We start from the raw sequence: 26,137 nt of genomic DNA on the forward strand, positions 1-26,137 counted from the left end.
TGCAATCCCTAAATATCGAAGGATTTCTATGTAGTTCTAGTGAACTTGGCCTTAGATTTTTTGGTCGATCTCCAAATTTGTGATAGCCTCCAAATTAAGAATTACAGATTCCTAATCTTTGTTTCTGACTATTGTTGGGTTTCCCGATTTGTAGCCCCGTCTCATTTTCACCGTGAAAATACGGATGGGACTACCAGAGACAGAATGATTGGATTAGAGTGGGTACACCGCTACATCCGTTTATCTCATCAGTTTATCGATGGCAAATGGCTACTCCCTAAGGTGTTCTACCTGAAGGGTTGTATTGTGTAAGCGATGGTTTTCCCTGTTCGTTGAGTTGAGACGTTCAGTGCACATAAATAGATATTTTCGGTTCATCGTTTTGGACGAAAGTCATCTCCTTAATGTGCCCTGTACGGGGGCGCAAATTATAGATAGCCCTGTCGCTGCGCGTTACTGAAGAACTACCTCTTGAGCTGCGGATTATGAGCTTTAAATCGGTTCTGGATGCTTTAGACTCATCGGTACAGCAGGTGGAGAGCAGCCCCTCTCCCCGCACCGAATCTCAACCAACGTCGCTTCAAGAGCGGCCTGGGCTTCAGTTGCCCTACGACTACCTCAAAACAGCGGCAACATCCTACAATCCAGAGCAGGTTCAGTTTACCCTTCCATCAACTCTGCCCAAGTTTTTATCTGAGCAACTCATTCAAGGCATTCATCCCGATAGCATCGTGCTGGCTGCCTTGAGCGCCCTCCTATACCGTTACACCCGACAAACCCTCATTAATCTAGATGTCCTGGCACTGAGTTATCACAAGACCACGCTGCCACCCCTGGGTCTGACGACATCGGTATCTAGCCTCGCTTCCCTTCGCTCCCTGGTGCAAAACCTTTCCGTTGCCCTTTCAGATCCAGAGAGCGGGCTGGAATCACTGGAGAACCAGTCACGCTCTAATATAGTCGTTTCCTTTGACACAGCTGATTTCACCGGGAAATTGACAACCGAGGCACCTGATCTACATTTACATGTGCAGAGCGCCCCAGAACGCATTCAGGGCACCCTGCGCTACAACGCCAATTTATTCGAGCGCTCCACTATTGAGCGGTGTGCCGGGCATCTCAACCAGCTCATCGAAGGTCTCATAGGTGACCCGGATCAAACTGTTGCTGACCTGGCTCTTCTAACAGCCGACGAAACTCATCAACTACTTGTAGATTGGGCCAGTCCTGCTGTTGAGTATCCCCAAAAGCCCATCTTCACGGTCATTGAAGCACACGCTGCACAGCGTCCTGAGGCGATCGCCCTCACATTTACCAACCAACACCTGACTTACGCGGAGTTGAACCAGCGGGCCAACCAATTGGCTCACCACCTGCGGACCCTCGGCGTCGGCCCCGAAGTACGCGTTGCGACCTGTCTGGAACCCGGCCTGGAGGTACTGGTAGGTGTACTGGCTATTCATAAAGCTGGCGGTGTGTATGTCCCCCTTGACCCCAGCCACCCCTTGGAGCGGCGCACCGCTATCCTCGAAGACACGGAACCCCTCATGCTATTGACCCAGGAGCGGTTACTGGGGAACGTACCGGCGATCGCCCAGCATACCTTCTGCCTCGATCGTGATTGGGAAACGGTAGCCTCGCAGCCCACTCACAATCCCAACTACCCCATCGACTTGGATCAGACCGCCTACATCATCTACACCTCGGGGACCACAGGCAAGCCCAAAGGGGTTATGGCCAGCCACCAAAATCTGATCAATTACATTTGGGTAGCCCAGGAAAAGTATGGGTTTAATGACCAGGATGTGATGCCATCCATTGCCCGCTATACCTTCAGCATCACGATGTTTGAGCTGTGGTCACCCCTAGTAGCAGGCGGACGTTTGCTACTGCTGGAACGCGATCATATTCTGGATTTCAAGCGGATGATTCAGACCCTGGAAGAGGTCACCATCATCCACACATCTCCCAGTCTGCTGCGTAAATTGGTCAATTATATCCACGACAACCAGCTAGACCTGAACCGATTCCAGCAGCTTCGCCATGTCTCCTCAGGTGGTGATATGGTAGCCGCTGACCTGTTGGAAATGATGAAGCAAACCTTTACCAACGCGGAAGTGTTTGTCATTTACGGGTGCAGCGAAATTAGTTGCATGGGCTGCACCTATTTCACTCCCCGAGATGGTAGCCCAACCAAAACCCGTGTTGGTAAACCCTTCCCCAATGTATCGGTAAGGCTATTCGATCCGGATTACAATTTGGTTCCCGTTGGTATCCCTGGTGAAATCTTTTTTGGTGGTGCTGGGATTAACAAAGGTTATCTGAACCGTGATGAATTAACGGCTGAACGGTTTGTCATGATTGGCGGCCAGAGGTACTACCGCACCGGCGACTTAGGTCGCTTTGATACCGATGGCAATCTTGAAATTCTGGGCCGTGCGGATTTTCAAATCAAGTTACGGGGCATCCGCATGGAGCCCGCCGAGATTGAGGCAACCCTGCGCCAGGTAGCCGGAGTGCGCGAGGCCGTAGTTGCCGCCCAAACTCTTCCGGGCAATGAGGAGAAAAGCTTAATTGCCTACCTAGTGTTGGAGGCAGACAACAAGCCCACGACCCAGCAAATTCGCCGGTTTCTGGAGGCGAAACTACCCGACTACATGGTACCCACCATTTACAAAGAACTGGATGCCATGCCGTTGAACGTTAACGGCAAAGTAGATCGGCTGAATTTACCGGTTCCCACCCTGGCAGATCTGGTAGATGCAAGCGCGTATGTCGCTCCTCGCGACGAGCTTGAGTCTCAACTCGCAGAAATTTGGGAAACAGTCCTAGGCATTTCCCCTATCGGCATCCGCAACAATTTCTTTGAAATGGGCGGTGATTCGCTGATGGCGGTGCAAATTCTCATGCAAATTGAGACCGTTTTCAACAAAACTCTTTCGATCACGGCTCCCTTGCAGGCACCGACCATCGAGGAGATGGCGGAGCTCATCCGCAACTTCAAGGGAAGCATTGCAAATACCGGGTTGGTGCCCCTTCGTAAAGAGGGGAGCAAACCACCACTATTCTGCTTGTATGGAGTTTTACTCTACCGTGACTTGGTGGAACACCTCGATCCCGATCAGCCCGTGTACGGGGTTTATCTGGAGGAGGAGGTGGAGATTCTCAAGGCTGGGCCAGGCTGGCAGGATGATCCGAAGTTTGCCCATTTCTCTACGGTTCCGGCGATCGCCCAGCAATACCTAAAGGCCGTACGCTCATTGCAACCCCATGGCCCTTACTACTTCGCGGGTGAGTCTTTTGGTGGCGTCATTGCCTACGAAATGGCACAGCAACTCGAAGCCGAAGGGGAAGAAGTTGCCCTGATCGCTCTGCTCGATTCAAAAGCACCCAATAGCTATGCCCAGGCATCTCTGAAGCATCGTCTGAAAAAGCATTTGGAAATGGCAACCCAGCAAGGCCCGTCCTATCTCGCAGACAAAATTCAGGGCACGCTCAACAAATTTAAAGGCAAGGTCAAGCTTCCCGCTCATAGCAAAACAAATGAAGGAGTACAGCCAGCAAGCCCGCCGTCAACTGATGTACCTTCTGACGTACGAGAAGCGTTTCGGGCACAGGTAAGCCGCTATTATTTCCTCACCCCCTACAAAGGCAACGTCATCCTATTCCGGGCGATGGATCGCGACCCATTTGAGGTCGACCCCAATCAAGATATGGGCTGGGGTTCCTATGTTGATCGGCTTGAGGTTGTGCACATTCCCGGTAATCACCTGGGCATCCTGAGAACTCCCAATGTCAGAATGATGGCAGAGCACTTAACCCCCTATCTCCCTCAATAAAACGGGCTAGAGCCTATACAGCCAGCAGACGAACGTCACACCTATTGGGTGCAAGATGTGCCCAAGGGCGCATCCAAATTCATAGCTGGGTTCAGGGGGATTTTGGTGTACGCTCTGCGTACACCAAAATGGGCACTTTAGCTTATCCTGAACTGAGGATAAGTAGGTGATTGCAATTAAAAAGACCCAAAGGGCTGTGCCATCCACAAAGCGGGCGACACAACCCTTTGGGTCTTTTTAATTAGGCTGAGCTACTAATGGTTAGTTCCGATATAACAACTCATTTATTTTTCATCGTAAAGTGATGGCAAAAATAAATGAGTTGTTATCGGAAAGTAGCACTCTTTCCTATGCCTTATCCATAAAAATTAACTTCTTTTTTCCCAGCTAGCTGCGGGGCTAGAAGCCCAAAGCCTATGTGTTAGGGGATAGTATCCTTATGCAAACTGCGCACATAAAGCATCTCCGTAGTACGGAGAGGTCAATATGTATTTCTGATGAATTTCTATAAGAAAATATTGGTTTGCTGAAATTCTCTATGTTATGTTCGCCATGACATGGGTAATACACTGAAAGACCTCTAGGTTAGTTGTTCATTTATCCGTCATCCTACGGACAATTTTCACTAACAGCTATTCATCGTTTGAAGCGTAAGTTAACCCTATCAGGAGGATATTCGTCAGTCAGTTATATAGTGGCTCTAGACTTAGGAGGGTGCTCTACCAAATTTACGCGAGCCTATCTACGGGTTGCCCCTCTCTAACGTTGAAGATCCGACCGACCGGTATTGGCAATTCACTGGTTTTAGAAAATTTTGGCTTAACAGCGGACTGCTGCAGAACTAGATTGTAGTACCCCACTAGTGCTGTTCTTCTAACACATCCAGCCATCCGGTGGTCTTGCTGTAGAGGACTCAAACGTCGGCCACGACCCAATCGTTTCAAGTCATTCCCTTTCATCTGTAAAGAGTCACTATGAGTTTTGAGCAAGTGTTGGTGCCAGTTGAAGCATCGGTTTGTGAAGGTGATGACAATTCCCAAGGACGGAACGGCAGAGCCGAACGATCCTTTGAGCCTTCATCTCTTACCTCCAAATCTCAGCCGGTTAAGAAAATGCGCTCAGATATGCAGCTGCCTTGGGATTTCCTAAAAAACCCAACAACCCCACATCAATTCGGATTTATCAGTTTCTGCCACGCAGACTCCCTGCCAGAAATTCCTCACCAACCCTTCTCCCCTCTCCTCAAACATCCCAGTTCCTTCTGGTTGACAGTGTTCTATGGGCTGCTGTTCCGCTACACCCAGCAGACTACCCTTGATTTGGACGTGACCCTGGTCAATTCCAATAACACTCCCCAAAAACCACGGGGTATTGCCTTAACGCTGGATGAAACAGAGTCGATGCAAACTCTGGCACATCAGCTCTCCTCCGCCATGGAAGCAGGGTTGCCCCTTCCCACTCCGGCTACTGTCGCCTTTACCTTTGTAACGGAGGCCGCAGCTACCTCTTCCGAAGCTGAAGCCCATATTCTCGATCAAGGTACACCCGACCTTCATCTAGTGCTGGTCCAAACCAAAACAGGCCTGCAGGGCACGCTGGCATACAATACTCACCTGTTCCGGCCGGAAACCATTGAGCGTTTGGCTGGACATTTGGGCCAATTAGCGGAGGGGGCGATCGCCACTCCCAATGCCCCCATTGCCAGTCTGCCCCTGCTCACCCCCAGCGAAAAGCTGCAGATGTTCGTGGAGTGGGGTAGCCCTACCGTTGAGTATCCCCGGCTCCCAGTCTTTACAGCTATCGAGGCCCATGCCGCAGAGCGGCCCGAGGCGATCGCCGTTCGTTTTCTGGAGCAAGCCCTTAGCTACAACGAACTGAACCAGCGGGCCAACCAACTGGCTCACTATCTTGTGGCTCAGGGTGTTACTCCCGGCTCACGGGTAGCGGCCTGCTTTGAACCTTCCTTAGATGTATCAGTAGCCCTCCTCGCCATCTTTAAAGCTGGAGGTACCTACGTCCCACTGGATCCAAGCTACCCAGCCGAACGGTTGGGCATTATTCTCGAAGACACACAACCCCAGGTGCTGCTGACGCAAACCCACCTACAATCGGTGGTTCCTGCGCTGGTTCCTGCCACCTTCTGCCTGGATCGCGATTGGGCTCATGTGGCCGCGCTACCCACCCATAATCTAAATCTCTCGCTAGATCTGAACCAGACCGCTTATATCGTCTACACGTCCGGCACCACGGGCAAACCCAAAGGGGTGATGGCCAGCCATGGCAACCTGGTGAACTACATTCGCGTTGCTGTCGATACTTATCGGTTTGGCCCGGATATCATCCTGCCGTCCATGGCCCGGTATACCTTCAGCATTACCTTTTTCGAATTGCTGTTGCCGTTGGTGGCTGGTGGTCAACTGGTCATTCTGGAGCGCGATCGCGTCCTTGACTTTAAGCGGATGATTCAGCTTCTGGAAGAAATTAATACGATCCATGCATCTCCCAGCCTGCTCCGCAAACTAATCGCTTACATCCATGACAACGGTTTGAATGTATCTCGCTTCGATAACCTGAAGCATGTATCTTCGGGTGGAGATCTGGTATCAGCGGATTTACAAGAAGCGATGAAGCGGGCGTTCCGTAACGCTGAAATTTTTGTGATTTATGGTTGTAGCGAAGTGAGTTGCATGGGTTGCACTTTCTTTGCAGGCGATCGCACCGTCACAAAAACCTGGGTGGGTAAACCCTTTCCCAACGTAATGGTTCGGTTGTATGACGGCTATCTCAATCCCGTTCCGGTTGGCATGGTCGGTGAGATTTGCTTCAGTGGTGATGGCATTACTCAGGGCTATCTCAATCGTGATGAATTAACTCAGGAGAAATTCATCTACATTGATGGTCAGCGTTTTTATCGCACTGGAGATTTAGGCCGTTTTGATGCCGATGGCAATGTGCAGATTTTGGGGCGATCGGATTTTCAGATTCAGCTTCGGGGGATGCGGGTGGAACCGGGTGAAATCGAAATTACCCTGCGGCAGTGCCCCGGTGTTCGCGATAGTGTTGTGGCATTGAAACCCCTGTGGCGAGATGAAGAAGGTCTGGTGGCCTACGTGGTGCTAGACCCCGCCCAACCCGCGACCACTGACACCATGCGCCGTTTCTTGCAGGCCAAGTTGCCTGACTACATGGTGCCCTCGGCATTCCAGGTGTTAGAAGCGCTGCCCCTCAATATGAATGGCAAGGTCGATCGCAAGGCGTTACCCGATCCAGACCTGAGCCAGGGTAATTCTGACACACCCTATGTAGCTCCCAGAACCGAACTAGAGAAATCCCTGGCGGATGTTTGGGCGGCAATCCTTGGCGTTGAGCGAGTCGGTATCGAAAACGATTTCTTTACCCTGGGCGGCCACTCGCTGATGGCAGCACAGGTAATCGCCCGCATTCAGGAAAATCTGGAAATTGACTTACCCCTACGACGGTTGTTTGAATTTCCCACGATTGCAGGATTAGCCGAGTTTATCGAAAACGACTCAACGGAACGACAGATTATTCCTCAACGTTCCAACGAGCAGTCAGCCCCTCTCTCCTTTGCTCAACAGCGTCTCTGGTACCTGGATCAATTGGAGCCTGACAGCTATGCCTACCACATCTGTAAGGCCATCCGACTCCAGGGTTCTTTAGATGTAGCCGCTTTGCAACAGGCGCTCGATGCCATCATGGAGCGACATGAGCCGCTGCGTACCTGCTTTGTCGCCACCAACGGTATCCCCAGTCAGGTCATTCTGCCCCACCAGCCTTTTGAGCTACCCCTGATTGACCTGAGCCAAAGGGCAGCGGGCGATCGCGATGCCGAATTACAGAAAATTTTGACCCGCGAGGAGCAACGCCCCTTCACCCTCTCCATGGATCTGATGCTGCGGGCAACCCTGGTGCGGTTGCAGCCCGAAGAGCATGTGCTGCAAGTGGTTGTTCACCACATCTGCTCCGATGGTCTGTCCATGGAAATTCTGTTCCGGGAGCTGCGCGATCTCTATCAAGCCTTCCGTTCCGGACAACCCAATCCCCTGGTGGCCCTACCCGTACAGTACGCTGATTTCGCGGAATGGCAGCGCCAGTGGTTCGCCGGAGAGGTGCTGGAGCAATACCTCGGTTACTGGAAGGAAACTCTTCAGGGCATTACTCCCCTGGAGCTGCCCACAGATTATCCTCGTCCTGCTACCCAGAGCTACAGCGGGCAAAGTCATACGCGGGTGATCTCCGGTGACCTGGCTCAATCTCTCAAGAAGGTGAGCCAGCAGGAAGGGGCCACCCTGTTCATGACCCTGTTAGCCGCTTTCAAGGTGTTGCTGGGCCGGATGGCAGGACAAGAGGATGTGGTGGTGGGAACGCCTATTGCAGAGCGCGATCGCCCCGAATTAGAACCCCTCATTGGTTTCTTCATCAACACCGTCGTCCTGCGCACTGACTTGAGCCACAACCCCAGCTTCCGAGAATTGCTGGGCCGCGTGCGTCAAACTGCTCTGGGAGCCTACGCTCACCAGGCCATGCCCTTCGAAAAGCTGGTGGAAGAACTGCATCCCGAGCGGGATCTGAGCCGCACCCCTATCTTCCAGGTGTGGTTTAACATGTTCAATTTTGAGGGCATCCCTGTTGAGCTGGCGGATCTGGACGTCCAATCCCTCTCGGTTGCAGAACCGGCTTCTAAGTTCGACATCACCTTGTACGTGGGCGAGAAGGACGGGGAACTGTGGGTCAACCTGGTTTCCAACGCTGACCTGTTCAGTGCGGCCCGAATGGAAGAAATGCTGGTGCAGTATGAATATCTGCTTCAGCAAATTGCAGCGGCCCCCGAAACACCCATCCCCCAACTCTCTCTGGTAACACCGGGTAAAGCGGCTCTGTTGCCTGATCCTCAATTACCGCTGACCTACGATGCAGGCGAGGTAATTTATCACGAGTTTGTGCAGTGGAGCGATCGCACTCCCCAACAACCCGCCGTCATTGATAGCCACGGCACCTGGACTTATGCCACCCTCAACGAGCGCAGCAATCAACTTGCGAACTACTTGGTGAGCCAGGGCATTCAACCTCAGGACGGTGTCGCGATCTATGCCTCTCGTAGCGCTTCCCTGGTGTGGGCAATGCTGGGCATCCTCAAAGCAGGTGCGGCCGTTACAGTACTGGATTCGGCTTATCCTGCGGCACGTTTGGCGGATTACCTGGACATCGCTCAACCGAAAGGTTTGGTGGTGCTGGAAGCAGCTGGAGAGTTTCCTGAGGAATTGCAGGGGGCGATCGCCAACCATCCCTGGACTTGCCAGATCACCCTTCCCGCCAATGGGCAAACCCTACCGGACGCCCTAGCCCAATGCTCCACGGATGAGCCACCTGTGCCCAATCCCGAGCATCGAGCCTATGTGTCCTTCACATCCGGTTCAACGGGTAAACCCAAAGCCATTGTGGGCACCCACAGCCCCGTTTCCCACTTCCTCAGGTGGTATCGTCACACCTTCCCCTTCACCACTACAGATCACTTCAGCCAGTTGTCGGGCCTGGCTCACGATCCCCTATGGCGTGACATCTTCACCCCGTTGAGCGTTGGGGCCACCCTCTACGTTCCCTCCCCGGCGCAGATGGAAACGCCCAGCGAGCTGGCTACCTGGTTACACCAGTCGGAAATCAGCGTAATGCACCTGACCCCAGCCATGGGGCAGTTGATCCGGGAAGGCGCAGCGGCGATCGCGAATTTCCAACTCTCCAGCCTGCGCTATGCCTGCTTTGGTGGGGACATTCTCACCCGCCAAAGTCTGGATGAGTTCCGCAAGCTGGCTCCCCATGTAACGGCAATCAACGGCTACGGTGCAACGGAAACACCGCAGCTGGCCAGCTACTTCGTAGTTCCTCCCAGTGGGGAAACGACTGCACCGCACCATGGAGCATCTCGCCTACCGGTGGGCCAGGGTATCGAAGATACTCAGCTCATGATTGTGAATTCCGGTCAGGCTTTGGCGGGGGTTGGCGAATTGGGTGAAATTTACGTGCGCACACCCTACCGCTCCAACGGTTACCTGGAGGGTTCCCTGAGTCAGGAGAAGTTTGTTGCCAATCCACTGACGGGTGATCAGCAGGATATCTGCTACAAGACAGGAGATTATGGCCGCTATCTGCCCGACGGCAATGTGGAATTTTTGGGCCGGATGGATCACCAGGTGAAGATCCGGGGCTTCCGGATTGAACTGGGTGAAATTGAGTCAGCCCTGAAGCAGCATTCAGCGGTGCAGCAGTGTGTGGTAGCGGCGCGGGAAGATGAACCTGGCCGTAAGGCACTGGTGGCCTATGTGGTGACAACTGGTGAGGAAATTGGAGCTAGCGAATGGCGGCAGTTTTTGAAGCGATCGCTCCCCGACTACATGGTGCCCTCGGTCTTCGTCCCCCTGGAAGCACTGCCCCTCACCCCCAACGGCAAAATCGATCGCCGCGCTCTACCCAAGCCGGATTTGTCGGATCGCATGGCAACAGCCGTTCATGTGGCCCCTCGCACCCAAACAGAAGAACAGTTGGCGCAGATTTGGGCCGAAGTCTTGAATTTGCCGGCTATTAGCGTCACCGACAATTTCTTCGACCTGGGTGGTCACTCACTGCTCACAGTACGTCTCACCTCCCAAATTGAACAGCAGTTTGGGACAAAGCTGCCTTTGAGCGCCGTTCTAACGGCTCCCACAGTTGAACAGCTAGCTGCCGTTCTGGATAAGGAAAACGTGAGCAATCATGCAGAGCCGATTCACTACGAATCAGTGGTACTACTGCGACCCGGCACTGGCCAGTTACCGCTGTTCTTGATTCACGATGCCGACGGAGAAACCCTGGTCTACCGGAGTCTGGCGCAGCAACTCGATCCGACCATTCCGGTGTATGCATTACGCCCTTACAGTGCGGCAGGTTTTCCCCTCTTGCATACGCGCATCGGAGACATGGTCAACTTCTACATCGAGCAAATTCGCCAGATTCAACCCGAAGGGCCGTACTTCATTGGTGGGCTGTGTGCAGGCGGGCGTTTGGCTTTTGAAGTAGCCCTGCAACTGCAAAAACAGGGGCAGAAAACTGCTTTACTGGCGATTTTTGATGCTGCCGATGTGGGAACTCCCGAACGGGGTGGCAACTATGCCAACAGCCAGCGCCTCAACCGCTTTGCTCAAGTTATGAAAACAGGGACACAATCTAATCCTCTGGTTAGAGTCCTGTCCATCGCAAATAAAATCCGGAAGAAAGCCACCAACCTCCTGGTTTACGAAACTCAGCAGCGGTATTTGGCAGCGCTCAAGCATACCAAACTGTCCTTGTTCCGCTACTGCCTCGATCGCAATATCTCCGTACCCCCATTCCTACGCAATATCCCAGTGCGTACCGTGATTATGTGGGCAGGGCCTCAGCATCGCTTTGATGGCCAACTCGAGGGTGAAGTGCTGCTCTATCGGGCGACCCAGAAGAGCAATATTTTTGACGGCACCCCTATCGACGATACTCCCGCCATTGAGAAGTACGCGGAGCCTTTGCTGGGATGGGATAAGCGTGCGGCCCAAGTCCGCAGTTATGATGTTCCTGGTGGGCACGCCAGTATGCTACAAGACCCCAATGTGAAGGTGTTAGCCGAGCATCTACAAGCGGCTATCAACGAGGTGGCAACGCTGGCTCAAGATGCTAACCAGTCCAAATCCAATGCAGATGCACAACAGGCAGCCTGAATCTAACCCTGGCCCTCTTCGGGGGGCCAAGTTAGAGCCGTTAGCTTACGTTTGACATGTAGCCCCTGCATGTGGATGACCCATCCGACACTCAATGGATCACCTTTTCATGACTACCCAATCCCAGCGTGCAGACCTGTGTGCGGAACAGGACATAACCGAAACTCCATCGTCTTCGAAGTGCTCAGTGCCTTTGCTGGTTGCGATCGTCAACTACCGCACCGCCGACCTGACCATTAGCGCATTGCGATCGCTCGTTCCTGAGCTTCCCACCCTTCCCGGTATGCAAGCCGTAGTAGTGGACAACGATTCAGGGGATGGCTCCGCTGAAAAAATTGCCCAGACGATTGAAGCAGAAGGCTGGAGTAGTTGGGCATCCGTGGTTCCGGCAGAAAGGAATGGGGGCTTTGCCTATGGCAACAATGAAGCGATTCGCCCGGCTTTCCAATCGGACGATCCGCCTCCCTATTACATGCTGCTGAACTCTGATGCAGAGGCACGACCTGGTTCCATGAAAGCCCTGGTAGATTTTATGGATGCCAATCCGAAGGCAGGAATTGCCGGAAGTTGCATCGAGAAATTTGATGGGGAATTGTGGCCGATCGCCTTTCGCTTCCCCTCCATCCTCAGTGAGTTGGATTCGGGGCTGCGTTTGGGATTTGTCTCAAAGCTGCTGTCCCGCTGGGTGGTGGCACAAACGATGGCGACCGATCGCCCCCAGGAGATTGATTGGATGCCCGGCGCTTGTATGATCATTCGTCGCGAAGTATTTGAGTCCGTTGGCTTAATGGATGACAACTACTTCCTGTACTACGAAGAAACAGACTTCTGCCTACAGGCAAAACGCGCCGGATGGGAATGCTGGTACGTTCCTGAGAGTAAGGTGATGCACCTGGCAGGACAGAGTACCGGAGTGACGGGGCGCGATCGCGCTAAAAAACGCATCCCTCAATACGTATGGGATTCTCGCCGCCGTTATTTCGTAAAAAATCACGGCGTCCTCTATGCAGCCCTGGCGGATCTGGCCTGGTCAACAGGCTTCTCTCTATGGAGCCTGCGTCAGATGATACAACGCAAACCTGATGCCGATCCCCCTCACCTGTTTGAGGATTTTCTCAGCAATACGGTATTCGCCAAAGGATTCCGCGATATTCAAAAGGCGCAACAGGTTTAATTGTTAAGCACGCCCTAGAAACCCGGTGTTTTCAGAAACACCGGGTTTCTTAATTCAAATCATTAAGCTACAAATTCACTTACAGCGCTTTTCAAGCGCTTAAAATCTGGTTGTTTTTGTGAGAACCGCGCTCCGCGCGGCTCTCACAAAAACAACCGTGGCTAATTCAAGCAAAAAGCGCTGCAAATAGGACTTATACGGTGTTGTGATGAGCTTATGCTGATTGTTATTTCATGGCCTGTTTTAAAGGTTGTTTTTTTTGATCGTGAGGCGCATAAAAAACAACTTTCACAGACCCTAGTAGGCTGCGGCCTAAGTTCGCAACCTATGTTTTGTGTGGGGTGCTTCGCACCCCACACAAAACATAGGTGATGGATTTCCGCCTCAGCGTACTAGTGAAGTAATAGATGCCGTTCAGAACCCTGGGTATTCGTTGGAGAAAACTGCTCTGGTATTATTTCTTCTAACTGCGGTTCAAGCCGCTGTAATTCCTCAGGCTGTTCCCGAACAGCAGGCTGAACGTTAAGGACAGGGGTATTGGTTTCGAGCCTTCCTTGCAACTGCTGGATTTCGCGTTCCATCTGAGCATATCCTTCCTCAAAGAATCGTTGAGAACTGGTGGGATAAGCCAGGCTATTAATAATAGAGCGCGGTAAAGTTTCAGCTCCTACTTGGGCGGGCGTCAACCCTATGGAAGCAGCGATCGCAAACAGTAAAGCTGTAATAATTTTTAGTGGTTGGATAGGAGATTTCATACATGCGTTCCAACCGAGGAGAGCTATAGGGAAGCTGTCAACTTTATTGTAATAACTAGTGGTCTGTCAATTTTTAAGTGTGGGTTACTCCACACTTAAAAATTAAATTTAAGGAATTTTTGAGGGGTCTACGACCCCTCAAAAATTCTTGGGTAGAGTACTAGGCTATGGAATCGTATTAATCACCACTATCTATTAGAGCCCCCATTGCTGCCACTAGAAGTTCCCCCGCCGGTACTTCCGCCAGAAGTATTACCATCGGCCTCTCCTCCACTGGAATTACCACTACCATCATTGCCACCGTCATCGCCACCATCATTGCCACCGTCATTGCCACCGTCATTGCCATCATTACCGGCCCCATCATTCGAATCGCTTGCTCTGTCTTGCAAAGCGTAAAGTTGTCGACGAAGTGCAGTTCTGTAGCTTGACTCCTCTCCTGTACTAGGAGCTGTTCTTCCGGCATCAATAGCAGCCTGAATAATGTCATTAGCTGTGATGCTTCCGGTTCTGAGCCCAACCATCAGGTTTCCATAACCGGGAATTCCTTGGTCTGAGAGATAGCCTCGATTCGCTAAAGTTGCTAGCTGAATTGGAGTTAATACACGAGTTGTTTGCCTATCCTGAATCTGAAGAGTTTCGTTATTAAACTGTGGAGATTGATTGTTATTTGGGCGTGTTTCCTGACCTTGTGCAACCGGAGCAAAAACAACGGCAGAGACAACGAGAGAAAAGAAGGCCAGAGCAAAGCGTTTCATCACCGATTTCCTGAAAGGACTAAAAAAGTTATTGACTAAAAACAGGGGAGCACTTCATAAAAATAAGCCACGATTGAAGAGTAAAGAATTGGTATCATGTGGCTCATTTTTTTTGATTTCAGCATTACCTTAAGCTAAGGTACTCTTCTTAATTAATCCTTCTGTCATAAGTGAGAACAGAGCTCTAAAAAAACCATTTCTTTTAGATACGTGCTCAGACTTCTGGCCAAAGATAGCCCCTTGCAAACGAAGATTATGCCTAGCAATAAACCTAAGTTTTAACCTCTGAATCCTTTTGAGACAACGCTCACAAGTTTCTCAAAATCTTTTGGCATAACAAGGATGAGAAGAGTTTAGCTTCCGTTTCAAATTACGATTTTATTTGGCCATTCTTTTAGAGAGCTTATCATTGGAGAGCTGATTTTCAGGAAAATTCTAATTACAATTAGTAGCGCAACGGGCGATCGCAAAGCGTTCGAAGAAAAGCTAGGGATATGCGCCCTGTTCAGTGCTAGCCGTGCAGAACCTAAATATCCTTCAAGATGGTCATCAAACCATATCAACAGAAACAACAGGTAGACGACCATAATTCATATAACATTAGTTCGGACAGTTTTTCTGAAACCGTTGATTTTGCGTGCGCTTCGCGCACGCAAAATCAACGGTTTCAGAAAAACTGTCCAGAGTATTGATATAGCATCTGCAATGCTGTACCGCTTGCTAAGCGAGCGGTACAGCATTGCAGATGCTATATAGAGCTGAACCACTTAATTAAATGCTAAACAAACCGAGCAATTCTTCTAAAAGAACTTATTTATACAAATATTGTGCATGCAAATTAACCCTTTTTAAGATTTATGCATGAGATTGTTTTAAATATCTGAAAGTAGATTTTCCATACATTAGATAAGGCTAATTGAAAACCATCCTGTAAAGTGGAGCAGCACTAAGTATGCCACTACTCCATATAACAATTCTTTAATCGAATTAATGTTATTTTCCATCGACTTTAGATATAGCAAGAAGTCGAACCCATGACAGACCATGACAGCAATATTACTCGATAGCATGGTCGCATTAGCATCATTGAGAATCATTTCCCATGAAAACATCAACTCTGAATACGGCTCAAATTCCAACGGTTACGCCTGCTTATGATGGGCGCGATCGCAACGCCTGGATTTTCGGTTGGAACCCCCAACAAGAGCTTTGGAATGGTCGTTTGGCCATGCTTGGTTTTGTTGCCTATTTATTTTGGGATTGGGCTGGTTACAGTGTCCTGCGGGATGTTCTGCACCTGATTCACTAAACTATTTCAGGTTCATTTACTCATCCATCAACCATCGTTTCTAAAAGCAAACACAACCATGCAAACATCCACTTCTTCAAATGTTGCCGTTCGCCTAAGCGCCCTCGGCCTTGGTATCTTTTTTCTCTTACTTGGCCTAGCTGGATTTGTTCCTGCTCTTGTCTCCTATCCTCCGGCAAACCCTCCTGCTGTTTTGGGTTTTGGTTATCTATTCGGCATTTTCCCAACAAACTATTTTCATAATGCCATTGGTATCTTAGTAGGTCTGTGGGGTATTGCTGCGTCCACTAGCTTAAGTGGTGCCCTGGTATTTAACCGCATCTTTGCTATCGTTTATGCGGCAGGTGCCTTGCTTGGTCTGATTCCCTTTACGAATACCCTGTTTGATATTACTCCTCTGTTTGGCAACAACATCTGGCTGAATGCCATTGCGGCGGCGATCGCCTTCTATCATGGTTTCGTTAAGTCGGCAGATGTTTCTGTTGTGGGACCAGCAGGAGGGGCTCAACCTAGCTTGTAATGAATGCAGATCGTATCAGTAGGAAGAGCGCCCTAGTGCTTCCTGTCGGATAGTTGTGTGTTTCTCAGTCATAACCTGGCAGCTTAAAGTAGCCCTAATGGGCTACTTTTTTTTGAGGCGATCGCTCTATCAAATACTTTGTCCCTAAAAGAGAGAGGCAGAGCGAAGCTCTGCCTCTCTCTTTTAGGGTTACTTATCAGGAGAGCTAAAAATTAGCGGGCCAGAAATTCTCGCATGTACTGATTGACCAGATCGGGTCGCTCTTGATGAACCCAGTGGCTGCAATTGGGTATGTAACGCAGGTGGAAGTCGCTGACATAATCCTCAGTGCCATAGGTTAGCTCCTTGCCAAGGGCAATATCGTTTTCGCCCCAAATCATCAGCGTCGGAACACTTAAGACACCCCATTCGGGTCTCAGAAACGATGACCCAAACTGAGCCCGATAGTAATTCAACATGGCGGTAAGAGCCCCTGGCTTGGCGGTTGCGTCCTTATAAGTTTGAATGTCACTATCAGAGAAGGTGTCTTTGCGTATAGCCATACCACGAAATGCTCTTTCAAGAGCTTGGTAATTTCCAGACTGAATCAGCAGTTCGGGTAGAAGAGGGATTTGAAAAAAGCCGATGTATGAACTCCGCAGCAATTGCTGAGGAGTTCGTAGCCCCTGTTGAAAGCGAGCAGGATGTGGCAAATTTAGAACAATTAACCGTTCTAGTAGGCCGGGTGAATTGTAGGCTGTAGACCAGGCTACCGCGCCACCCCAATCATGGCCAACCAAAGTACACCGATCAAATCCTAAGCCACGAATTACCCCCTGCACATCCTTGACCAGTTCTTCCATGCGATAGGCTTTAAGATCCTTGGGTTTATCGCTGTCGTTGTACCCGCGCATATCGAGGGCAACCACAGTGTGATCTTTGGCGAACTCAGGAATTTGGTGCCGCCAGGAATACCAAAATTCTGGAAATCCATGCAGCAACAACATAAGCGGCCCATCACCTGCCGTCACATAGTGCAGACGAATGCCGTTTGCTGTAATGAATTGGTGGTTCAAAGTGGAGGAAGTTGCCGTCATAGGAGCACGTTGAATCCGGTTTCCTCACTATATCGACTCCTTCTCGTATGGGAAGGGAGCCAAGCTGATATCTACCCAAATAAGTACGCAAGCTTAAATAAGCCAAGGTGTAAGTTCTATAAGCGTGATGAAGGGCGACATGGCACATCGCGCTACACCATCCTTTAATGACACTAAACCTCCTGCGTGGGTCGTTGCGCGGCTTCGCCACGCAACGACCCACGCAGGAGGTTTACTTTTAGATGCGATATTCGTAAACCCTAGTAGGCAGTATTCCTTAAGCTTAGAAGATGTTGCCTTACTGCCGTTCGGTAACTACGGCTATCCTGTACATCGGGTGATAGCTGCCCAGCATCAACAGCAGCTTGAATCACATCATCCGCTCTGATGCGCCCGGTATGAAGGCCAAGAACGAAATTGCCATAACCGGGAATACCTTGTTCTGAAAAATGCCCGCGATAGGCCAACGATACAAGGTTAAATGGACTTAGCTCACGGGCTGTCGGGCGAGTGGATAACTCTGTATCATTCACGCCCTGAGACAGGTTGCTAGAAGGGCTCGTTTGTTGAGCTTTTGCAGGTAGAGCCAGTAGAGCGGCAGAAAGCACGACGAAAGAACAGGTTAAGGCAAAGCGTCTCATAGCTAGTCTCCTATATTATGAAGAATTCATGACTCCCGTTAAACCATGAATAAACGTCAAATCAAAACTTGTTTAATCAAAAGCAACCTGATCAAGACTGTTTCTTTTTAATTCAACATGATTCTAAGCTAAGCCAAAATAACCGCACTAGACGTCTACCAAAAGTTCAAGTATGAATACCAGATCAGTAAGGCTATTTCAAAGGTTTTTATCTTCATCCCACATCATTTGTTAAACTTCTCTTTCATTTTTTACAACGGTAAAAAGTTTAGCAAATAACAGTGTTTACTTTTCGTTTTTAGTAGCCATATTACTGATTGAAACCAATACACTGATGCGATCGCCTCCCACATAAAATTCCCACAAAATTTAATTACCCCTGGCACAGGCAAAAGGCATAAGCCTTGATATCCCTATAAAAAATCTCCGACTCTTTAAAGAAGTCGGAGATCTATAGATATATCATTCGGATAGGCATTAAGGACTGTTTGGAAGAGTTATTTCTTGTGCAAAGCGCATAAAAAATAACCTCTAAAACAAGCCCTAATGTTTATTGAACATTGAAAGACAAGGGCACATCCAAACGCCATTGTTTACCTTTGTAAAACAGCAGTTGGTAAACATGCAAACCGCCATAGCGGAAGGAAGCCTCAAAAGATTGTAGATAAAGCGCCCACATCCGCATAAAGCGCTCATCGTACATAGAACCCAGAGCTGCAATTTGTTCACGATTGGCCGTGAAGTTCTGATGCCAACGCTTCAGAGTTTCTGCATAGTGGGGTTTGAGGTTTTCGCAATGGGCAACGGGCAGTTTTGCCGCCCACAGTTCCTGCGTGAGCTCATGCAGTTGGGGTGCATAGCCGCCGGGAAAAATGTATTTATCAACCCAGGCTCCATTGCGTTCCTTACTCTGGGTCGTGATCGTGTGTAGCATTCCCACACCCTGAGGGGTGAGGAGTTCGGCTGCCTTCTGCATAAAGGTGGCAAAGTTGCCTTTGCCAACGTGCTCAAACATGCCAATGCTGACAAACTTATCGTACTGACCCTTAATTTCGCGGTAGTCGGAGATGATGATCTCGATGCGATCGCTCAACCCCCGCGCCTCAATACGCTCCTGAGCCAACTTAGCCTGCTCCACGCTCAGGGTAATCCCAGTACCCTTTACACCATAACGCTCAGCAGCATAGATCAACATTCCACCCCAACCGGAGCCGATATCAATCAACGTTTCGCCCGGTTTGAGGGCTAGTTTTTGACAGATCAGCTCATATTTCTGATTCTGCATTTGCTCCAGAGTATCGGTTTCACGAACTCGATACCCGCAGGAATAGGTCATGGTTGGATCAAGAAATAGCTGGTAAAAATCATTCCCCAGATCATAGTGATGTTGAACGTTTTTACGGCTATTTTCGATAACAGTTGGAATGGTTTTGAGACGTTGTGTGATGACCTTTAGTAACAACCCAACAGTTACGTTGTCACGGGCTTTTGCATAGACATTGCTACGGTAGAACAAACCAATCAGTTCTACTAAATTCCCATTGGCTTCATCCCACCATCCATCCATGTAGGCTTCACAGAAGCCAAGGGTGCCAAATGCTAAGAGGCGGTCGTAAGTGCCCGCATTGTGAATCTGCAAATGCAGCACTGGTTCTAATCCCGGTTTGCCAAATCGGAACACTTCACCGTTGGGATTTGTAACGGTCAAATCGCCATTATCAACCAGGCTCAGTAGTTGATAGAGATAGCGTTCACCCTGGGGTAGACGGCTGAGGCGATCGCCCCACTCCGCACTCTCGGGAGTTAATGCAGCGACCTTCTCGGGTACCTGAATTCCAGTCATAAATCACCGTCCATTGGCTTTTGCAGGATTGACCGTTTTGACGTGGGTGGCTAACCCAAGCATCTCCATCAAGCGAATGGTGTACCAGACAATATCAATCTCCCACCATCGCTGACCATACTGTGCGGACGACTGTACCGCATGGTGGTTATTGTGCCATCCTTCGCCAAAGGTCAAAAGAGAAACCCACCAGCAATTGGTCGACGTATCTTCTACGTCATAGCTGCGGTAACCCAGTTTGTGGCAAACGCTATTTACAAAACAGGTGCTATGAAAGCCAACGAATAAACGCACAAAAATGCCCCAGACGACAAAGGGCATCCCGCCAATCGCGTAGAGAACTAGCCCTAAAGCCACTTGCAGGGGAATATATTGCCGATGGCAAAACTGATAGAACCGATCATCCGCAATATCCTTGGTAAAGCGAGGGAGTTCGCTTTTACCAGGAACCTCATGCATCAACCAGCTAATGTGGCTCCACCAAAAACCTTTGGTTGAATCATGGGGATCCGCATCCTGGTCAGCATATAAATGGTGCATCCGGTGGTAGCCAACCCAACCTTTCACGCCACCCTGGCCCGCCAATGTGCCACAGAACACAAAGAAGTATTCCAGGGCTTTGGGCACGCGAAAACTGCGGTGGGTGGCGAGGCGATGGAAGCCTAACGAAATACCCAGACCAATCGTAAGCCAGTGCAGCAGAACCGCAACGCCGATGGCAGACCAACTAAAGTATTGCGGAATGAAAGCTAAGAGCACCCCTAAATGCACAACGACCGTTCCTGCAATGACAGGCCAACGAGGGCGGGGTACTGAATCTAAATGGGCATTAACCATGCAAGCAATCTCAAATCTAATTTCTACAGAGAACTAATATTCAGCGGCACATAAACACTGAACCGTGAGCATTTTAAGTGATGTACTTAAAAAGCCCCTCTATTGTCACGGTCTTAAAGATAGAAAAAACCTGGGTTAGGACAGAGAAGCCTCTTTTCGCAAAGCGCACATTGTTGAATCCGGTGAGCCCTCTCTCAAAACTTTTACTCTTGTAATACTCTTGTAAAACTCTTACTCCTCAGACTGGGTCTGGGTGTTTTTAGTTTCCAAAGACTGGGATGATTCTTCAATTTGTCCGGATCATGGTACCCTCCGTTCGAATGAAACACCGATCTGAAACTCGTCCCACCGCTGCCGAAGCTGGGTGTAAGCTTCGACTGGGGCGATCGCCAGATTCTTTAACTGCATCACCTGCACGTCTCCATTTCCCCGGAGCCACAGCATAATCTCCTGCTCCGGCTCATAATCGGCCAGGGCTGCACTGAGGGTGATACACGTCTCCTCATCCACTTCCAATTGGCTTAAAAGCTCCAGAGCATAGGGAAGCGGCTGAAAGCAAATCTGATGATCGAGTAGATCACGGCTCCAATCGACTGGGGCATGAGTGGGTAACTCTACATCACAAGTCACCATCCCCCGACCATGCTGGAGAAAACCAGCGTAGGCAACGGCGGCGATCGCCAGAAAATTCTCACGGATAAATAGCGGTTGCCAATAATCTCCCTGTCTCTGCCAGGACAATTCTCGAATGCGCATGGTTACTTTACATCAAATGCTGTGCTTGCAAAATCTAGGATCTAACCGGGATTGTGTTGCCATTTTCCCGGTGAGAGCTGATAGCTCAGAACTAGAGGAACCGCGAGTTTACAGGGCATGTAAGGGTGCGATCGCCCATCCCCAGATCCAAATTTTGGAACTCTCGATCAAAGCAGTGCAGCGATGCTCCCCTTGCGAAAGAGCCAGCATTGACGGAGCCAAACACAGACAAACCTAACCTGACCATCTGTACCTCGCAGATAGATGAATCAAACAACATCGGCGGGCATTCTGACTTAGAGATCAAAGACCCCATCACAGCTGCGGGACAGCGTCGGGTTCACACCGAACTTTCCCCGTTACCTCTGGCGGCTGCTCCCCACCAGAACCGATCTCTATACGATACGAGATTTACGCAAAAATAAAAACTGCTCTCCTGGTTTATCAGCAATTCTCATTGTGTCGTTAAACAGCTTGGTAGGGGCGGGTTTAGCAGTTAACTCTGGCCTGTGCTGTTACTCTCTGGCAAAACCCGCCCTGGCTGCGATCGCACAACCTGTGGAAAGGGCGGGTTTGAAGAACATCCCTGATGGTGCTGATCGAATAATGACAAAACCCGCCCCCACAGTTCAGGATGGCGATCGGTTCTAAATGGCTCTTTGCAAAAATGAGAATTGTTGCTGGCTTATAAACCTTCCTGGCGTATGGCTGACGGGGGCGATCGCTCCTACCATAGAAACAAATGAACCGTGTCGTACAATGGTGAACCTCTCTTCAGAAAAGCCATTATCGTCGCAGCCTGCTTTGGCGGAGAAGCGGGTGTCGTTGCGGGTCAGTTGGGATGGGTATGAAGCGATTTTGGAGGCGTTGGGGGGCGATCGCTCGGCTCAACTTACCTACTACGAAGGCACTCTAGAAATTATGACGCCCCTGGAGGCCCATGAGAACTCCAGCGATTTGATTGGTGACTTTATCAAAATATTGGTGGAAGAGACCAATCTCACGATTAAAAGCATGGGTTCGACCACTCTCAAGCGCTTGGGATTACAAGCAGGTGCCGAGCCAGATCGAGGGTTCTATATTGCCAACGAACCCAAGGTTCGAGGTAAAACCGTGGATCTAAATACAGATCCCCCGCCTGACCTGGTTGTGGAAGTCGATATTACTCACACCGATATTGACAAGAATGCTCTTTATGCAGAGCTTGGGATTCCTGAGTTTTGGCGCTACGACGGGAAAACGCTGACTATTTACCAACTTCAAAACGGCCAGTATCAGGAAGTTCCCAGCAGTCCCACGTTCTCATGGGTGCCTAAGCGTGTGTTTTACGAGTTTCTACAAAACTGTGCCCAGCAGGGGGAAACTCAGGCCAAGCGCAGTCTGCGGCAATGGATTCGAGAGAACCTGATCTAGAAAGTTAGCTCAGCCTCACAAGACACCGGGTTTCTTCTGGAGCGCAGCAACAAATCTCTGTCACCCCACAGAAGAAACCCAGGCTCTGCCCCACTGCCCCAGTTCCAACGCGAACGTCTTGTCCATCTTGCGGTTCTACTCTCCAATCAATGCCCGGAAGCGTTCGTCTTGCCGAATGGAGTCAAAGTCGGAGTCATTTTTTGCCATTTCCTGGTACTTGTCATTCAGCATAATGACGTGTTGTAGAGTTTCAATAGCTTGTTTAACTTGCCCTTGTAAGCTGTAATAGCAGGCTTTGTTATACCAGGCTGCGTGCAAGTCCGGTTTGATTTCGAGCGCTTTCTCATAGCTTGCGATCGCCTCCTCCTTGCGCCCTAAGGCAGATAGCGCATAGCCCCGGTTGTTCCAGGCTGCGTGATCGTCCGGTTTGATTTCGAGCGCTTTCTCATAGCTGGCGATCGCCTCCTCTTTGCGCCCTAAGGCAGATAGCGCATTGCCCCGGTTGTTCCAGGCTTCGTGTAAGTCCGGTTTGATCTCGAGCGCTTTGTCATAGCTTGCGATCGCCTCCTTATAGCGCCCTAAGGCATATAGCGCACTGCCCCGGTTGTTCCAGGCTGCGTCATAGTCCGTTTTGATCTCGAGCGCTTTCTCATAGCTTGCGATCGCATTTCCATAGTCTTGTTCAGATTGAAACAGTAGACCTAGTTCAAAGAGAAGAGTAGTTCTCAACTCAAGGTCTTCACAGGCATGTTGCAAACTCTTGAGTTCTAAGATTTTCTCGATCCGTTTTTTGGGAAGTAGAGCAAGATATTCTGCGTAAGCTCCCCCAATAAAGCGTTCGGCGTCCTGAGCAACTTCCTTTGGATCTCGGGGAAAGCAAAACAAGCCCGAACGCCAATCTAAAAAATCTGGTGCCCGTTGGATGAAGTAATCTACAACAAAAGGGGGCACCAGAAACATAAATCGAGCCAGAAAGCTATTTTGCAGGTGTTCCCGCTGCTGATTCAGGTGGCTCAAAATTTTGGGAACGCCTTTCCAACTATAGTTGTAGACCTCCTCGCTACTCCAACCACTGAGGCGCTTTACATCTTCGTAAGCGTAGAGGGATGCTTCTAATCCATCCACCACCAGCGCATCAAAGGGGCGCTTCTGCCAGAGTTCATGGATTTGGTCATAGAGAGCTGTTACCTCCCCTTCTAAGTGCAATTCCTGAATCTGTTGCTTAGGCAGATCCCGTCGTAAGTCGGTGATAATCTTTTCTCCCTGGGCAGGAGTGCATTGCACAAAAAACAGTCCAAACCCTTGTTTCCGTTGCAATGCCCGCAACAAGGCCCGGTAGACTTCTTCCTCAGTCTCCAGGGGTAGTTCCTCGTCCCAGTCAAACGGATCGGCTATCATGCTCTCAGTTTAGCCAGTTCATCTTGAAACCGTTGCAGCTTGTAAATCAAAGGATGCACATCATACCAGGTACGAACTTCTCCCTCCCAATCTAGGCAGCGATACTCTAGAATGCAGCGGCGTTGCAACAGGCTGCGGTGCTCGTTGTCATTGGGAATGGTTCGCTGATGGGCGACCTGCGCCAATCGTGTCCACTCCGGTTCCTCCACTGTGCGTTGATACACCGCCCGCAGTTCAGTAATGGCTCGTTGCACCGCTTGGGCCTTAATCGGAAACGTATCCGTCCGGTTCAGGGCTTCCTGCATCATCTGCATCAATTCCCGGATATGCCCACCGCAAGAAATACATAGCCGTTTCACGGTTTCTGGATTGTCAAATATCCCGTTATCCAGCGGTAGATCGGCAACGTGGGGTCGCACCCGTAATTCAATGGCCTCCCGCAACTTCGTCAGTCCGTCTGGATAGGTCGTCCCATCCGGTTCCTGCACCATTACCATCGGAAGCACCTGGGTATTGCCATAGATAGTCTGTACCTCATTGGCCCAGCGAGAATAGACCAGGGCAATGGGAACCGTGTAGATCATGTGGCAGTCCAGACCCTTTAGTTGCTCACTGCGATCCAGAAAAATCTCCTCATGGTTACTCCGTCCGTTGTCCTGGAAATCGATGGGAATGCGATCCAGATTGTCCACAATCATGGCTAACTTCGTTTTGCCGTTGGGAAGATGCTGACGAGCATCTGCAATGAATTGGTTCAGGGCCGAGAGCAAGGTGATGGTGTGGGGGTTCACCTTTTCTCGAATCTTGGCTCGTTGGGTAGGTTCCGCCCGAATGCTGGCGGTGAGTTTGGTGAAGACGGACAGGGATTGCTCCAGGCTAATTCCGTCCAGAGAAACTTTCATCTGAGCCAGCTCTTGCAACTCCTGACCGCGATCCTGGAGCCATTGCTGAATGGGTGCAGCATTGGCAGCACGCATCTCCTTCAAAAATCGACGGGTACAGGCCAGCAAAATATCAATGTATTCCACATTCTGCGGATCAATGTCTTCTTCATCCGCCTCAAAATACACCACAAAAAAGCCATGCTCCTCCAGGCTTTTTTGTAGTCGTCGCAATTCCGTAGACTTGCCACTACCCCGGTGCCCCGTATAAAGCTGACAGGTCACTTCGTTGGAATTGCGAATCCGCCGACCCAAATCATTCACAATATCCTCATCCCCACGCACCTCCCGGCAGTCCACATATTGCGGGTCACCCGCTGGTAAGGGACGACTCGGATCAAAGGCATTGTAAATTTTGGTAATCAGCTCGCTCATCGTGGCCTACCTCACACTGAAATTCATTGTAGTTCACCCGAATTTGAGGAACGAATTGATGGCAAATCCGTAAGATTCATCAATTACCTAGAAGAACCATACAAAACTCATTTGAAACCTGTGGTTTCTTCTGAAGGAGAATCATGGGTTTCAATTCAGACTGGGTATTGTCACCTGTATTTTCTATCAAACCCACAGGTTGCATCTACTCACGGAAATCCAAATTCATGTCGTATCAAAACATCTCCGCGAAGCTCACCGAAACCGATTTGCAAGACATCAAAACGGCCCTGGCTACCATCGAAACCAAGCTGCCATTCCTCATCCATCTCACCGCCGAAGACCGCCGCAAACTCTACAAGATGGGCAACAAAAGCCTCGCATTTGTCAGCAATAGCCTCACCGCTGCCCAATCCAACCCTGACATCCTTCCCGCCAGTTTTAACCTGAACGAATTTACCAGTGACTATCAACTGGCGATCGCCCTCTCCGAAGTCCATTTACGCCTTCAACAACTGACGGAAAAAGTGGATGACACCCTGATGGCTGTGAATAGCGAAGCGATGAACAGCAGCCTCACAGTTTACTCCTACGTCAAAACCGCTGCCAAAATAACCCCAGGATTGAAGGCGATCGCCGAACAACTCATACCAAACAAATATGAAGCTGCGCCAAACTAGAAGAGTCCTCTTTGAGGTGATGGGCGATGACAGGACGTCCTTTTCAAGTCACGGTGACGGAGAGCCTGGAGCAGTTAGAG

At 50.1% G+C, this 26,137-nt stretch carries 17 protein-coding genes and 1 riboswitch; of the genes, 8 read left to right on the top strand and 9 right to left on the bottom strand.

Going from position 1 to position 26,137, the window contains the following annotated elements:
• The first annotated feature begins 485 nt into the window (after positions 1–485).
• The 3 genes from NDI52_RS21260 (at position 486) to NDI52_RS21270 (ending at position 12,755) form a co-directional block, all read left to right on the top strand.
• On the top strand, positions 486–3,839 hold the full coding sequence (locus tag NDI52_RS21260; RefSeq protein ID WP_190772080.1) for a non-ribosomal peptide synthetase: 3,354 nt from the start codon (positions 486–488) through the stop codon (positions 3,837–3,839).
• 974 nt (positions 3,840–4,813) lie between these two features.
• On the top strand, positions 4,814–11,581 hold the full coding sequence (locus tag NDI52_RS21265) for a non-ribosomal peptide synthetase (RefSeq protein ID WP_190772081.1): 6,768 nt from the start codon (positions 4,814–4,816) through the stop codon (positions 11,579–11,581).
• Positions 11,582–11,690: 109 nt separating this feature from the next.
• On the top strand, positions 11,691–12,755 hold the full coding sequence (locus tag NDI52_RS21270) for a glycosyltransferase family 2 protein (protein ID WP_190772082.1): 1,065 nt from the start codon (positions 11,691–11,693) through the stop codon (positions 12,753–12,755).
• A 392-nt stretch (positions 12,756–13,147) separates the two neighbouring features.
• Here NDI52_RS21270 and NDI52_RS21275 read toward each other — a convergent pair whose 3' ends face one another.
• Complete coding sequence (locus tag NDI52_RS21275; RefSeq protein WP_190772083.1) at positions 13,148–13,510, bottom strand: hypothetical protein; 363 nt, start codon at positions 13,508–13,510, stop codon at positions 13,148–13,150.
• A gap of 188 nt (positions 13,511–13,698) precedes the next feature.
• Entirely contained in the window at positions 13,699–14,268 is a 570-nt protein-coding gene (locus NDI52_RS21280) for a hypothetical protein (protein ID WP_190772084.1), read from the bottom strand.
• A 1,102-nt stretch (positions 14,269–15,370) separates the two neighbouring features.
• Here NDI52_RS21280 and NDI52_RS21285 point away from each other — a divergent pair.
• Together NDI52_RS21285 and NDI52_RS21290 are read left to right on the top strand one after the other, a co-directional pair.
• Complete coding sequence (locus NDI52_RS21285; RefSeq protein WP_190774534.1) at positions 15,371–15,577, top strand: chlorophyll a/b-binding protein; 207 nt, start codon at positions 15,371–15,373, stop codon at positions 15,575–15,577.
• A gap of 58 nt (positions 15,578–15,635) precedes the next feature.
• Positions 15,636–16,097: a DUF4383 domain-containing protein gene (locus tag NDI52_RS21290; protein WP_190774535.1), complete on the top strand. Its 462-nt coding sequence runs from the start codon at positions 15,636–15,638 to the stop codon at positions 16,095–16,097.
• Positions 16,098–16,309: 212 nt separating this feature from the next.
• Here the strand turns inward: NDI52_RS21290 and NDI52_RS21295 are convergent, their stop codons facing one another.
• The 5 genes from NDI52_RS21295 to NDI52_RS21315 form a co-directional block, all read right to left on the bottom strand.
• Complete coding sequence (locus tag NDI52_RS21295) at positions 16,310–17,173, bottom strand: alpha/beta fold hydrolase (protein WP_190774536.1); 864 nt, start codon at positions 17,171–17,173, stop codon at positions 16,310–16,312.
• A 260-nt stretch (positions 17,174–17,433) separates the two neighbouring features.
• Complete coding sequence (locus NDI52_RS21300; RefSeq protein ID WP_190774537.1) at positions 17,434–17,814, bottom strand: hypothetical protein; 381 nt, start codon at positions 17,812–17,814, stop codon at positions 17,434–17,436.
• Between the two features lie 550 nt (positions 17,815–18,364).
• Positions 18,365–19,657, bottom strand: a complete 1,293-nt coding sequence (locus NDI52_RS21305) for a class I SAM-dependent methyltransferase (RefSeq protein ID WP_190774538.1) — start codon at positions 19,655–19,657, stop codon at positions 18,365–18,367.
• A gap of 3 nt (positions 19,658–19,660) precedes the next feature.
• On the bottom strand, positions 19,661–20,494 hold the full coding sequence (locus NDI52_RS21310; RefSeq protein WP_190774539.1) for a fatty acid desaturase: 834 nt from the start codon (positions 20,492–20,494) through the stop codon (positions 19,661–19,663).
• Between the two features lie 300 nt (positions 20,495–20,794).
• A complete protein-coding gene (locus NDI52_RS21315; protein ID WP_190774540.1) occupies positions 20,795–21,250 on the bottom strand; it encodes a hypothetical protein in 456 nt (151 codons plus the stop codon).
• Positions 21,251–21,513: 263 nt separating this feature from the next.
• Positions 21,514–21,658, bottom strand: a riboswitch (cobalamin riboswitch).
• Between the two features lie 51 nt (positions 21,659–21,709).
• Between NDI52_RS21315 and NDI52_RS21320 the strand changes: the two genes are divergently transcribed.
• Together NDI52_RS21320 and NDI52_RS21325 are read left to right on the top strand one after the other, a co-directional pair.
• Positions 21,710–21,901, top strand: coding sequence for a hypothetical protein (locus NDI52_RS21320; protein WP_190774541.1), 192 nt, complete (start codon positions 21,710–21,712; stop codon positions 21,899–21,901).
• 108 nt (positions 21,902–22,009) lie between these two features.
• Positions 22,010–22,663: a Uma2 family endonuclease gene (locus NDI52_RS21325; RefSeq protein WP_190774542.1), complete on the top strand. Its 654-nt coding sequence runs from the start codon at positions 22,010–22,012 to the stop codon at positions 22,661–22,663.
• A gap of 135 nt (positions 22,664–22,798) precedes the next feature.
• On the opposite strand, the gene NDI52_RS21330 is transcribed toward NDI52_RS21325, so the two are convergent.
• Positions 22,799–24,061: a tetratricopeptide repeat protein gene (locus NDI52_RS21330; protein ID WP_348256516.1), complete on the bottom strand. Its 1,263-nt coding sequence runs from the start codon at positions 24,059–24,061 to the stop codon at positions 22,799–22,801.
• The gene (locus NDI52_RS21335; protein ID WP_190774544.1) at positions 24,058–25,377 is read right to left on the bottom strand and encodes an ATP-binding protein; all 1,320 of its coding nucleotides are present in this window, start codon (positions 25,375–25,377) and stop codon (positions 24,058–24,060) included. Before NDI52_RS21335 ends, NDI52_RS21330 begins: the two co-directional genes overlap by 4 nt.
• Positions 25,378–25,604: 227 nt before the next feature.
• Here NDI52_RS21335 and NDI52_RS21340 point away from each other — a divergent pair, with 227 nt between their 5' ends.
• Positions 25,605–26,057: a hypothetical protein gene (locus tag NDI52_RS21340; RefSeq protein WP_190774545.1), complete on the top strand. Its 453-nt coding sequence runs from the start codon at positions 25,605–25,607 to the stop codon at positions 26,055–26,057.
• Positions 26,058–26,137: the final 80 nt, after the last annotated feature.

The organism is Leptolyngbya sp. PL-A3 (genome assembly GCF_039962325.1).
Lineage (GTDB): Bacteria > Cyanobacteriota > Cyanobacteriia > Elainellales > Elainellaceae > Vacuolonema.

Bases quoted from the DNA above. Each gene is read 5' to 3' on its own strand.
- NDI52_RS21260 (WP_190772080.1), top strand. From the start codon at position 486: ATGAGCTTTAAATCGGTTCTGGATGCTTTAGACTCATCGGTACAGCAG.
- NDI52_RS21265 (WP_190772081.1), top strand. From the start codon at position 4,814: ATGAGTTTTGAGCAAGTGTTGGTGCCAGTTGAAGCATCGGTTTGTGAA.
- NDI52_RS21270 (WP_190772082.1), top strand. From the start codon at position 11,691: ATGACTACCCAATCCCAGCGTGCAGACCTGTGTGCGGAACAGGACATA.
- NDI52_RS21275 (WP_190772083.1), bottom strand. From the start codon at position 13,510: ATGAAATCTCCTATCCAACCACTAAAAATTATTACAGCTTTACTGTTT.
- NDI52_RS21280 (WP_190772084.1), bottom strand. From the start codon at position 14,268: ATGAAACGCTTTGCTCTGGCCTTCTTTTCTCTCGTTGTCTCTGCCGTT.
- NDI52_RS21285 (WP_190774534.1), top strand. From the start codon at position 15,371: ATGAAAACATCAACTCTGAATACGGCTCAAATTCCAACGGTTACGCCT.
- NDI52_RS21290 (WP_190774535.1), top strand. From the start codon at position 15,636: ATGCAAACATCCACTTCTTCAAATGTTGCCGTTCGCCTAAGCGCCCTC.
- NDI52_RS21295 (WP_190774536.1), bottom strand. From the start codon at position 17,173: ATGACGGCAACTTCCTCCACTTTGAACCACCAATTCATTACAGCAAAC.
- NDI52_RS21300 (WP_190774537.1), bottom strand. From the start codon at position 17,814: ATGAGACGCTTTGCCTTAACCTGTTCTTTCGTCGTGCTTTCTGCCGCT.
- NDI52_RS21305 (WP_190774538.1), bottom strand. From the start codon at position 19,657: ATGACTGGAATTCAGGTACCCGAGAAGGTCGCTGCATTAACTCCCGAG.
- NDI52_RS21310 (WP_190774539.1), bottom strand. From the start codon at position 20,494: ATGGTTAATGCCCATTTAGATTCAGTACCCCGCCCTCGTTGGCCTGTC.
- NDI52_RS21315 (WP_190774540.1), bottom strand. From the start codon at position 21,250: ATGCGCATTCGAGAATTGTCCTGGCAGAGACAGGGAGATTATTGGCAA.
- NDI52_RS21325 (WP_190774542.1), top strand. From the start codon at position 22,010: ATGGTGAACCTCTCTTCAGAAAAGCCATTATCGTCGCAGCCTGCTTTG.
- NDI52_RS21330 (WP_348256516.1), bottom strand. From the start codon at position 24,061: ATGATAGCCGATCCGTTTGACTGGGACGAGGAACTACCCCTGGAGACT.
- NDI52_RS21335 (WP_190774544.1), bottom strand. From the start codon at position 25,377: ATGAGCGAGCTGATTACCAAAATTTACAATGCCTTTGATCCGAGTCGT.
- NDI52_RS21340 (WP_190774545.1), top strand. From the start codon at position 25,605: ATGTCGTATCAAAACATCTCCGCGAAGCTCACCGAAACCGATTTGCAA.